Raw genomic sequence first — 11038 nt, 5'->3', positions numbered from 1 at the left:
CGGACAAGTTGTCCGATCCCTTGAGTAATCATCAACGAAGATGAAAGGTGCTACTTCTTTCCGCCGCCGTTTCCTCCGCCATTACCGCCGCCGTTTCCTCCACCATTACCGCCTCCGTTGCCTCCGCCATTTCCTCCGCCCTTGCCGCCGGCATTCCCTCCGCCCATGCCTCCGGAATTGCCCTGGCCGTTGCCGCCGGCGTTGTTGCTTTTGCCGGAAGCGGAGAGCGACTCCTTGGAGGACTTGCCCGTGGCCGTGTTGCGGGCGGTCACGCCGTATTCCTTGCCCTGCTGGTTCATGTTGCGATTGCGGTTCTGGTTCGCGACGCTCTGGCCGATGGTGCTGGGGTGGACGCCGAGTTCATGGGCGATTTCTCCCCAACCAAGGCCTTCGGCGCGCATGGCTCCGACTTCAGCGGCGGTCACTCCGGCTGCGTCTGCCAGAGCTTCGTTGTATGCTCCTGTAGCTGCCGTCAGGGCTGCCTCAGCCTGTTCCATGGCGACCGGATCAGCGGCAGCGACCGCTGAATCGTAGGCGGCCTGGGCTTCGCCGAGATCTGCCGTCGCCGTGTCGAGCGCTTCGGCGGCCTTTTCCGTGGCGGCGGCAGCCAAACCTTCCGCCTTGGCCGCCTGGGTCGGGTTGCTCAGGGATGACACGGCGTCGGGATCGTCGGTCGGTTCATCCGCCGCCTGGGCCAGGACCGGAAAGGCCGAAAGGGCCATGAGGATGAGGCCGGACAGAAGAAGACGAAGGATGCTGTTCATGGTAAAACCTCCTGGGATCATTGAACCTTGGTGAAGATGTTGACGGATTGGGTCAGGCTGTGGGTCCTGCCGTCCGTTTTGATGCTTTCGGGCTTGTCGAACCAGCTCGGCGCGAGGCGCTCCGGGGCGATTTTCGGGTATTCGCGGCTGACGAAATTTCTGACGGCCAGGGCGCGCAGCCTGGCCAGGGTCTTGTCGCCTTTGACGTAGGCGACGACGTGGACGCTCAGGTCCGTCTTTTTGGACAGGATTTCGCCGATGCTCTTCAGGGATGCTTCGGCGCTTTCGGTCAGTGTCGCGCTATCGGGCAGGAAATCCACGGCCCGCAGGGAGATGGTGCGCAGGCCGATGACGTGGTTGCGCCACGTGAAGTCGCTGGCCGTGTTCAGCATCCGGACTCCCTGCCGCGCAAGGGGGGCGTCCGGGTAGATCTCCAGGTAGCGGTGCACGGCCAGCTTCATCTCCCTGTCACGTTTCATGCGCTCCAGGGTTACAGCCCTGTTGAACATGGCCTGGGGCTCCTCCGGGTTCAGGGAGAGCGTCTTGTCGTAGAGCCGGAGGGCTTCGGCGTTTTTGCCCCGGTCGAGCATGTTGTGCGCGAGGTAGAGGTTCGCCGAGAGGTGGTCCGGGTCGATGGCCAGGGCCTTTTCATAGGCGGCCCGCTCCCTGTCCGGCTTCATGAGGGCCCAGTAGGTCACGCCTTCCCAGAACCGGTAGTCGGCGTTGGCCGGGGACAGCTTTACGGCTTTCTGGATGAAGGGAAGCGCGGCTTCGGGCTTGTCCGTTCCCAGTTCGAAGCGCGCCATGAAGTAGTTGAGCTCCGGATCTTCGGGAAACTGGGCCACCCTGGGGGCGAAGGCGGCGCGTCCGGCAGCGAAATCGCCTCTGTTCAGGTAATATTGTCCCTGAACCTGGTGGTATTCCCCCTGGATTTTCCGGACGGCCGTATCCATGGTCGCGCAGCCTTGGATGGACGCTGCCAGCAGCACGAGAGCGAGGAGTCGGATGATTTTTTTCATGTCAAACCAATATACGTTTGGGCGACCATGAGGTCACAGATTATTTTGATGCGCCCGGTTCGTGTCGGGTGTCGCGGCCCGTCAGACCCAGTTCCTGCAGCAGTTCCGCGGGACTGCCGCCGTCGGCCAGGACCCGGGCGGCGGCATCGGCCACTGCAACGTCGGGAATTCCGGCTTCGCGGGTGCGCTGCACCACCCGGAAGAGCTGTTCCCAGCCGGGCGTCAGTGATCCGAGGGTAAGCCCCTGGCGCATGATCTCGCCGGACAGGGGGGTGGGGAAGCCAATGGCGTTCAGGGCTGCCCTGGTCCTGGCCGCAGTGGCCAGCATGGGCGGCGGAGGGTTCAAATCGGCCATCGCGGTCAATTCCAGCCGGGTGAGACCGAGCCTCAGGCTGTCCCCGGTCAGGGCGATGTCGTCCGGCGTCGGTTCGGCACCGCTTCGCCTGAGCGTGTCGCGGGCGAAGTCGTAATCACCGCGAATGACGTCCAGCGCGTGGATGATGGCCTGGGCACGAACTCGTTTGGCCAGGCCTTCCTCGACCTTGGCCGCGAAGGGCGCCTGGGGCAGTCCCTGTTCCCGGGTCTGATCGATGCGGGCCTGAATGCCTTCCGCCTCTTCGGGCGTCAGCCTGCCGTCTTCCTGGGCCTGGCGAAGGGAGCTTTCAAGGCGATACGCCTCGGCCACGAACGGTGCCAAGAGCCAGATAGCCAGCAGGAAGGACACGAGAAGGGCGCTAGAGAATCGAGCCATGGCCGCTCTTCACCAGCAGGACAGAGTTGCGGCCGCCGAAGCCGTCGTCGACGTTGAGCGCGGCCGTGACATCGGCCACGGGCGTGGTCCCGTCGATGAGAAAGACATACTCGTGGCTGCCGGGCGGCAGGGCCGACGAAAGGGTCCACAGGCCCCGGGACGGGTCGCGGGTCATGGTCCATCCGGCGGCGTTCCAGCCGTTGAAGCTGCCGATGACGGCCACTTCCCTGGCCGATGGCGCGGCCAGAACGAAGGTCACCGGGGCAAGGCCTTCCGGGGCCCTGCTCCCGACGCCGAAGTCGAGCCTGAGGAGCAGGCCCATGGACAGCAGCAGACAGGCCGCGGCAGCCAGACCGGCCAGGGGTGAGACTCGCAGGGTGCGTGGTCTGACGAACCAGTCGAGGACGCGCTCCGACCGGCGCTTCGGAAGCGGAAGGGGAAGCGCGGAGCCGATGCGCTCCATGACGCGGGATGCGAAGTCCGCTCCCGGATCCATGCCGCCCAGTCCGCGCAGGCCGGACGCGAGCCTGTCCTGCGTCGTGTTGTTTTGTTGCTCGTTGTTCATGATTTTTCTTCCTCCCCGAAATGTTCCCGCATCATACGTAGCCCCCTGTGCACGCGCATCTTGGCGCCGCTTATGGACAGTCCCAGGGTCTCGGCCACCTCTTCCAGGGGCATGTCCTCGATGTACCGCAACGCCAGGGCCTCGGCGTATTTGGGCGGCAGGCCACGCAGGACATCCAGAAGTCTGGCGGCTTCGAGACTGGCCAGCGGGTCGCGTTCCTTATCGGCCAGTGTCGTGTCCAGGTCCTGGCGGCACTGAGGAGCGCGTTTGAGCCGTCGCGCATGGTCCCGAGCCAGGTTCAGGGCCAGAGTGTAGAGCCAGGTGAAGAAGCGTCGGCGCGAATCGTATGCGGCCAGACGTTCATAGACCCTGACAAAGGCGTCCTGGGCCATTTCCGCGGCTTCGCTTTCATCCTGCGAAAAACGCAACATGAGGCGATAGACGGGCCCCTGATACCGCCTGACGAGTACGGCAAAGGCCTCGCGGTCGCCGTTCAGGGTCTGTTCCACGGCCCAGGCGTCGTCTCTGTCGTTGTCCAGTTGATCCATGTATGGGCATATACGCGCGCAAGGGCGGATTTGTCACATTTTCCGGCGGACTGAATGAATCTTTGTTTCGGGGCCGGTGGTGTTTGTTATTCAGGTCCTTCGCTGCCGAAGGTCAAGCCTTCGGTGTCAAAGGCCCGGAAGATGGTCGCATATGGACCGGTTTCTAAGGGAAGAGCGATGAGCCCTGGGCGGATGCTTTTCAAGAAAACAATATGGAATGTCTCGTCATTGGAAAGGCTCCGGTTTCAGGATTTTTCGCCTTGAAATATCGAAAGATGGCATTGCGATGGCGCAAGAGGCTCTTAGTCACCTCTTTTGTTCGGATTTGGGATTTACGAACGGCATTGCCAGCATCTGAAGGAGGGATCGGCACCTGGTATCGCGAAAAATGTTCAGGCCCAGCGGCATGTTTTCGTGACCCTTGGCGGGCTGGTCCTGATAGCTTGAGAAGATCCGGTCCCACCAGGGAAAGCTGAAGCCGAAGTTTCTGTTCATTTCCCTGCCGTCGGTGGAGTGGTGGATGCGGTGCATGTCCGGCGTGACCAACGCGAGGCGCAGGATACGGTCCAGGGGGAGAGGCAGGAAAAAATTGGCGTGGTTGAACATCGCGGCGCTGTTGAGGATGATCTCGAAGGCCAGAACGGCCAGGGGCGGCGGTGCGAGCAGGGTCACCAGGGCGAGTTTGAAGGCCATGGAGATGAGGATTTCCAGGGGATGGAAGCGAACCCCGGTGGAGAAATCGAAAAAGGTGTCCGCGTGGTGCATGCGGTGCAATCTCCACAGGGGCCGCCAGGCATGGAAGAGGCGGTGCTGGCCGTACATGGCTAGGTCCAGGATGAGGATGCCAAGAACGATTTCCGCGGCCAGGGGCAGATCGAGTGCTGGAAAGATTCCCAGGCCCAGGCCCCGGAGCGAGGCGGCCAGAGCCATGGGCACAACGGGGAAAACGAGGCGTGCGAGTGCCGTGGACACGGCCACTACGCCCAAATTCCCCACCCAGCGGCCCATGCGGTCCGGATCGGGCCGTCTGCGCGGCCGGGCGATTTCAAGGGCAGCCATGAGCACGGCCGTCAGCATGAAGGCCCCGAGTCTGAGCATGTTTTCTGTGTCCATGGTGTTTTCAGGTGTTACGCCTGTTTTTCCTGCTTGTCAGGACTTCATGCGCCTAGCAGGCGGCTCAAGTAATCCTGGGGACGGTGCTCGCACAGAGTTTGGGTGGCCCATTGGCGGAAGTAGGTTGTTTGCTCCGGTTTTACAGGATAAGTATTTGAAATTAATGCGTTTATATGGAAGTCTTATTAGAAGTTGAGTATCTTGTCGGCACTTTGCAGCTGTTCGTACAGAAACTTCATGTTCGAAAGCTTGACATGTTCGCTCGCATCCACGCCGTGGATGCCCATGCGCTTGCCTCAGGCGACGAGTACGCCCTCGCTCAGGGCGAAGAGCTTGGCCTGTTCGGCGATGGGGAAGGTGGGGCTGTCTCCGGCGAAGAGATCCACGGCCGGGCCGTTCAGGAACATGGTCACGTCCTCGCCCTCGGTCAGCAGGAAATTGCCGAACCTGACGGCGTTCCACTTGATTTCGGGGTCGTGGCTGGACAGGATCAAAAGGATTTGCATTATCGCTCTATTCTGGTGATTCGCATTGAGTATTTTGATGGATATGCGCGCATCCGAATCGTCGTCAAGCCGCAACAAGACCGTGATACGATGCCGGCTGAAATGGCGTTTGAGAGCGGGGCGCCCGATCACGGACGGCCAGGCGCCGGTCGAGACGGCCGGTGCCGAAAATTCTGTTTTCCGAATCTGAAACAAGGAAGCATCATGGAGTATGTCGTCATCTGTCTGGCCAGTCTGGCCGTGTCCGGGCTGACCCTGTTTTCGGGATTCGGGCTGGGCACGGTGCTCACGCCCGTCATGGCCCTGTTCTTCCCCCTCGAGACTGCCGTGGCCGTCACGGCGGTGGTGCACTTCGCCAACAACCTTTTCAAACTGACACTGTTCGGGCGGCAGGCCGACCTGGGCGTCACCCTGCGCTTCGGGTTGCCGGCCCTGGTGGCGAGCTTCGCCGGGGCCTGGGTCCTGGTTGGGGTTTCCGGCCTGGACCCGCTGTTTTCATACTCCCTGGGCGGGGGGCAGTTCTTCGTCACGCCCGTGAAACTGCTGGTGGGGGTTCTCATCGTCTTCTTCGCCGTCCTTGAACTGCGCGGCGGGAAGAGGCAGGCCATCCCGGCCGCCTGGCTGCCCCTCGGCGGCGTGGTCAGCGGCTTCTTCGGAGGTCTGTCGGGCAACCAGGGCGCCTTCCGCAGCGCCTTCCTGCTCGGCGCGGGCCTTGGCAAGGACGCCTTCATCGCCACGGGCGTGGTCCTGGCCTGCGTGGTCGATGTGACCCGCCTTGGCGTCTATGCGGGCATGCCCGGTTCGCACATGATCACCGACAACGCGGGACTTGTCGTCGCCGCCACCCTGTCAGCCTCCCTGGGGGTGCATTACAGCCGCAAGGTACTGAAGAAAATGACGATTCAGACCGTGCGGCTACTGGTCGGCGCTATGCTTCTGGCGCTGGGCATGGGGCTGGCCTCGGGCCTGATCTAGTCTCCATCGATCCGGCGCATTGCCCCCGGCGGGTCTCCCCGGTCAAACGGTCTCACCCGAAACAAAGGGCCGCCCGAACGGACGACCCTTTGTTCTCGGCGCAAAGGCCGATCTTCTTTATATGATTACGCAAAAGAAGCCCGTTTTTTTCTGGCGTTCTTTTTGCCTGTTCCTTCAGGGCGCAGGCCACCACGTGGCCAGCGGCGCATAGCGTACCGCCTGCACGATCAGCCAGACGCCTACAACCACGGCGCTCAGCCCCAGGGCGTAGGATGCGATCCGCGCCGTGGCGGGGGCGTCCTGCATGGTCAGGGCTGACAGACGCCCCTCGTTCCGCAGCCTTTCCACCCATGCGGGCCTTTCCTCGGTCTGTTCCTCAAGGTTGGCTCCCCCCGCAAACATGGCTCGATCCATGGGGAAGTTGTGCCGTCTGAGATGGGCCACGAAGAAGTGGATGATGAAGACGTGCCCCATGGCCAGCGCCGCCTCGATACGGTGCACCCAGAAGGCCACGTTGAGGGACCAGCCGGGCAGCCAGAGGCTCGTGACCAGCGGCGAGATAAGCATGGCACCTGTTCCGCCGATGATGACCATGCCCCAGAAGACGGCCCAGTAGTCGAACTTCTCCCAGTATCCCCAGCGCTCGAAACGCGGGGCCTTGGCCAGACCGAACATCCAGCCCAAATGCCGGAGGAAGTCGGTGAGGTCCCGTTTTCTCGGCAGCAGCGAATCCGGCCCGGTCATTGCGCGTCTCGAGGTAAGCGCCACTACGGCCAGATAGGCCAGATGCACGGCAAACATGGCCAGCATGGCGATCCCGCCCCAGATGTGCAGAACCAGGGCTCTCTCCTGTCCGCCGAGCAGAGCGGCCAGCGTTTGGCCGAAGGAAGTCTCGTGGTACATCCGGGCCAGTCCGGTGAGTGACTGCCAGAGGAAGGTGACGAGCAACAGCGCGTGAAAGGCCCGCTGCGTGGGCGTGAAGCGTCGTATTCTCATGGCGAACTCTCCTTGTCCGACGCTTTGGCGGCCAGTTCCCGCAGACCCCAGAGGGCGGTGTGCGGCAGGAACAGCGCGAAGGTCATTGCCGCGATGCCGATCATGATCCAGAATGCCCACGCCAGTTCCGGAAAAGTGACCAGTGTCGCCGCGTTCATGGGCGCCGGTTCATGGATGACGTACGTTGCGAATGAAGCCCCTGCACCCTGGTGGCATTTGGCGCATACGTAGGCGTGCCTGCGAACGGGGTTCAGGGGGCTTTTGGCCGAATTGACCGCCGCAATGGGCTCGCCTCCATGGCACTGCCTGCACTGCACATCGCCGCGCAGCACGTGTTTGTTGTTGACGGTGTGATCGGCGTGACAGCGTGCGCAGGGCAGTTTTGGAGTATAGTTGCGGATGCCCGCGTGGGCATCCAGGGCGTAGGCGGCCTGCCAGTTGCGTGCTCCCGCGGCCGGGTTGTAGCGAAGTTCGGGCCTGCCCGGACCGCGTTGCGTGCCCGCAGATCCCGCCCTGCCTCCTATGACCTCGTGATCTCCGTAGCGTCCGTTGCTGGCCTCCAGTTCGCCGTAGCGTCCGGTTGTCAGCCGTGAGAGCTCCTCCTGGGCTCCGGCCGTGCTCCACACGGTCAGTCCGAGGAGAAACCCGAGTCCGAGTTGGACGATGAGTCGCATCATGATCCACCTCCCCCGGAGCTACTGTGCTCCTCGGACATCATTGATAAAGCCGATGGTCTGGCCCATGGGTTTCGGCATCCTCGCGAGGGCGTCATACTGCTTCTGCAGCTCGGCCAGATCCGTGTCCTTGTGCTTGTGGCAGGTCTGGCAGGAGTTCGGGATGGCCGAATTGGCCAGTGTTTCCTTGGGCAGGAGAGGCTTGAAGACGTGGCTGTGCAGGTCTCCGGATTCGGCGCTCTTGACCACCCTTGGCATGTGGCAGCCCACGCAGTTTGCGTGTGAATGGATGGAGTGAGCCAGGTTCTGGTTGAGCTGGGTGTGGCAGGAAAGGCACTGCTTCGATCCGGCTTCCCTGGTCTGCAGCCTCGTGTCGGAGACACCGAGCTGGTGTACGTAATGACAGGAGGTGCAGGAGACACCTTCCATATAGTGCTTTGAGAGCTTCCAGTCGATGTACTGCTGGTGATGGGCCTTGGAGAACTCGTTGCCATACAGGTGCTGCTTGTCTCCGGCGGCGTACGAGGTCGACTTGAAGTATGTCTCGAGGGCCTTGCCGGGCATGTAGCCGACGGGCCACTCGGCCTTGTCGTGCTTGGTGGCCTTGCCTCGGTTGTGGCACGAACCGCAGATCTGGACCGCGACTCCGGGCGTCAGCTTGGCGGGGTTGACCACCGTCTCGCGTTTCTCGAAGAGGGCGCTCTTGGGCAGGGCCACGTGCCAGGAGCCTGGACCGTGGCAGGCCTCGCAACCCACCGCCGGTTCGAAGGTTCCTTTTTCCAGGTCGACACCGGTGGCGTGGCAGCCTCCGCATTTCACAATCCAGGAGTTCTTGTCCCACTTGTCTTCGTTATAGTTAACCCAGCGTCCGGTGTCGGTGTTGAACTGGACGGGAGCCATGACCAGCATGCCATTCTTCTCGACGAGGTAGCGCTGTTTCCACTGGCTTCCGATGGTGTAGAGAACTTCCTCAGGTTTGGGGATGAAAAACTGGTCGGGTGGGAGCTTGAGCGAGTCCTTGATTTTTTCAAGGTCGGCCCTGATGGCAGCGGGGTCGAGTTCCGTGATGATAGCATCCTGGTTTGCCTTGGCATCAACCATCATCCGGCTGTGCAGAGTCATCTTCCAGGAGTCGTAGTGCTCAAGGTGGCACGTTTTGCACTCTTCCGAGCCCACGTACGCCTTGGGTTTCGAGGTGAGCTGGGCGACATTCACCTCGGGTTCGGTTGCCATGCATCCCGTTTGGGCGAGCCAGACCGTCAACACCAGAAGGATCAGATTCCTTTTGTTCCGCGCCATGTCGCACTCCTCGACTGTTGATGTGAGAGGTTGGTCGGGTAAACTGAACACCGCCCGACTTCGAAGGCAGGCGGTACGACTAGCTATATGTAGACATGCAGAACCTGCATTTGATGCCGAGTGGAGGAAGAAAAGGAGGTTGAAATATATGTAAAATCAGATTAAAAACATCATTGTGGTGGATTTTTTTGATCTTATAGCATTTTCTTGTGGTGTTGAGTCAATAAAAAAATAGGGTTCCGTGAAAGAAATTTGATCATGTAGGTCCGAAAATTCATTATTTGTCAGCTTTACGTTGTTTTTAAAGCGGATTGCATGTCTTTTTTGATATATATGGCTTCGTCTTGTTACCAATAAATATCGGATACTAGTGAGAAGGCCGGCGAGGATAGGAAGGCGTGAGGTGGACGGGGGAACGGGTTTCTTTGATTCTCAAAAAAGAAAATGCTAGCCGACCGGCATGCGAATCCTTCACATCATCAGCCAGAAACCGGACTTCACCGGCAGCGGAAAATACGTCCAGGAAATGATCCGGCAGGGCCGAAGCAGGGGGCATGAGCCTTTTCTCGTTGCGGGCGTGTGCGCTGACTTCGCGGTGCCGGAAGAGCTGATGCAGCCGGGCAGGTTCCGGGTCATCCGTTTCGACGGTCATGACCTTGGGTTTCCCGTCATGGGCATGAGCGATGTCATGCCCTACCCAAGCACGGTCTGTTCTTCCCTGACCAAGTTGCAGATCATCGAGTACAGGACGGCCTTCGCCAGGGTCATCGGTTCCGCCATTGCCGATTTCGCGCCCGACGTCATCCACTCCAACCATCTGTGGATGGCAACGGCGGTGGCTCGCGAGGTCGCCCCCCATCTGCCCCTGGTGACCACCTGCCACGGCTCGTGTCTGCGCCAGCATCGCCTGTGTCCGGAACAGGGAGATTCGCTCAAGGGGGCTTTGCGCGGCATCGACCGGATCATCGCCCTCTTCGGGCAGCAGAAGACGGACATCGTCGAATTGCTGGGCATCGATTCCGACAGGGTGGATGTCGTAAGCGGTGGATTCAACGAGTTGTGCTTTTATGCCGAGGAAGATGCGTCGGATTCGGACGCCGTTCAGCTTCTCTACGCGGGCAAGCTCGACTCATCCAAGGGCGTGCCCTGGCTGCTGAGAAGCCTGAAGAAGGTTGAGGCTCCCTGGCACCTCCATCTTGTGGGCGCGGGCAGCGGGCCGGAGAAGGACTTGTGTCTGGAACTGGCCGCCAGCCATGGTCAACGGGTCACGGTTCATGGCGTCCTCTCCCATGAGGACCTGGGCGGCCTGATGCGTCGCTGTGCCGTCTTTGTGCTCCCGTCATTTTTCGAAGGACTTCCTCTGGTTCTGCTGGAGGCCATGGCGTGCGGCTGCCGCATTGTCACCACGGATCTGCCGGGGGCCAGAGAGCTTTTCGCGGAGCCCCACCCGAGCATGGTGCGCATGGTGGAGCTGCCGAATCTTGAAACCGTGGACCGGCCGTACAGGGCCGATGAGCCGCTGCTGGAACAACGACTGGCCGAGGCGTTGCAGGCGAGCATCGCCGATGTGAGGAACAGGGTGGAGCCGGATCAGGACTATGTCCGTAAAATTACGGGGCCATTCACCTGGGAGGGCATCTTCGACAGGATCGAGAGCGTGTACAGGCAGGCTATCGGGGACAGGTGATTGCTGGAAATGTATCGCGATGTCGTCGTGCTTCTTGAAGCGCAGAGAGAGTTTGGTTTCGGAACCCGCCTCTTCCTGAACGGCTACATGAGGTCGCGGGTTGCTTTGGGGCTGGCCTTACGGAAACGTATCTGCCTGTCT

The 11038-nt window shown here is 61.1% G+C and carries 12 protein-coding genes; 2 read left to right on the top strand and 10 right to left on the bottom strand.

The window, feature by feature from the left end:
* Positions 1-50 precede the first annotated feature (50 nt).
* The 7 genes from H4684_RS05680 to H4684_RS05650 form a co-directional block, all read right to left on the bottom strand.
* Positions 51-764, bottom strand: a complete 714-nt coding sequence (locus tag H4684_RS05680) for a hypothetical protein (protein ID WP_192623119.1) — start codon at positions 762-764, stop codon at positions 51-53.
* Between the two features lie 17 nt (positions 765-781).
* Positions 782-1783 carry a tetratricopeptide repeat protein gene (locus H4684_RS05675; RefSeq protein WP_092192806.1) on the bottom strand — a complete coding sequence of 334 codons (1002 nt, stop codon included), beginning with the start codon at positions 1781-1783 and terminating at the stop codon, positions 782-784.
* Positions 1784-1823: 40 nt separating this feature from the next.
* Positions 1824-2534: a hypothetical protein gene (locus tag H4684_RS05670; protein ID WP_143077903.1), complete on the bottom strand. Its 711-nt coding sequence runs from the start codon at positions 2532-2534 to the stop codon at positions 1824-1826.
* Entirely contained in the window at positions 2518-3099 is a 582-nt protein-coding gene (locus H4684_RS05665; RefSeq protein WP_092192802.1) for a glycogen-binding domain-containing protein, read from the bottom strand. The genes H4684_RS05670 and H4684_RS05665 overlap by 17 nt, the downstream gene beginning before the upstream one ends.
* Positions 3096-3647, bottom strand: coding sequence for an RNA polymerase sigma factor (locus H4684_RS05660; RefSeq protein ID WP_192623118.1), 552 nt, complete (start codon positions 3645-3647; stop codon positions 3096-3098). The genes H4684_RS05665 and H4684_RS05660 overlap by 4 nt, the downstream gene beginning before the upstream one ends.
* A gap of 306 nt (positions 3648-3953) precedes the next feature.
* Positions 3954-4760, bottom strand: a complete 807-nt coding sequence (locus H4684_RS05655) for a sterol desaturase family protein (protein ID WP_092192798.1) — start codon at positions 4758-4760, stop codon at positions 3954-3956.
* Between the two features lie 185 nt (positions 4761-4945).
* Positions 4946-5266 carry a DsrE family protein gene (locus tag H4684_RS05650; RefSeq protein WP_225940271.1) on the bottom strand — a complete coding sequence of 107 codons (321 nt, stop codon included), beginning with the start codon at positions 5264-5266 and terminating at the stop codon, positions 4946-4948.
* Between the two features lie 204 nt (positions 5267-5470).
* Here H4684_RS05650 and H4684_RS05645 point away from each other — a divergent pair, with 204 nt between their 5' ends.
* The gene (locus tag H4684_RS05645; RefSeq protein WP_192623117.1) at positions 5471-6241 is read left to right on the top strand and encodes a TSUP family transporter; all 771 of its coding nucleotides are present in this window, start codon (positions 5471-5473) and stop codon (positions 6239-6241) included.
* 174 nt (positions 6242-6415) lie between these two features.
* Here H4684_RS05645 and H4684_RS05640 read toward each other — a convergent pair whose 3' ends face one another.
* The 3 genes from H4684_RS05640 to H4684_RS05630 are packed head-to-tail and all read right to left on the bottom strand — an operon-like array spanning position 6416 to position 9210.
* Positions 6416-7237, bottom strand: a complete 822-nt coding sequence (locus H4684_RS05640) for a formate dehydrogenase subunit gamma (RefSeq protein WP_192623116.1) — start codon at positions 7235-7237, stop codon at positions 6416-6418.
* A complete protein-coding gene (locus H4684_RS05635; RefSeq protein ID WP_192623115.1) occupies positions 7234-7914 on the bottom strand; it encodes a cytochrome c3 family protein in 681 nt (226 codons plus the stop codon). Before H4684_RS05635 ends, H4684_RS05640 begins: the two co-directional genes overlap by 4 nt.
* A gap of 18 nt (positions 7915-7932) precedes the next feature.
* Complete coding sequence (locus H4684_RS05630; protein ID WP_192623114.1) at positions 7933-9210, bottom strand: ammonia-forming cytochrome c nitrite reductase subunit c552; 1278 nt, start codon at positions 9208-9210, stop codon at positions 7933-7935.
* Between the two features lie 460 nt (positions 9211-9670).
* Here H4684_RS05630 and H4684_RS05625 point away from each other — a divergent pair, with 460 nt between their 5' ends.
* Positions 9671-10897 carry a glycosyltransferase family 4 protein gene (locus H4684_RS05625; protein ID WP_192623113.1) on the top strand — a complete coding sequence of 409 codons (1227 nt, stop codon included), beginning with the start codon at positions 9671-9673 and terminating at the stop codon, positions 10895-10897.
* The last annotated feature ends 141 nt before the right edge of the window (positions 10898-11038 follow it).

The organism is Desulfomicrobium macestii, assembly GCF_014873765.1.
GTDB lineage: Bacteria > Desulfobacterota > Desulfovibrionia > Desulfovibrionales > Desulfomicrobiaceae > Desulfomicrobium > Desulfomicrobium macestii.
This window is presented reverse-complemented; position numbering and strand designations above follow the sequence as displayed.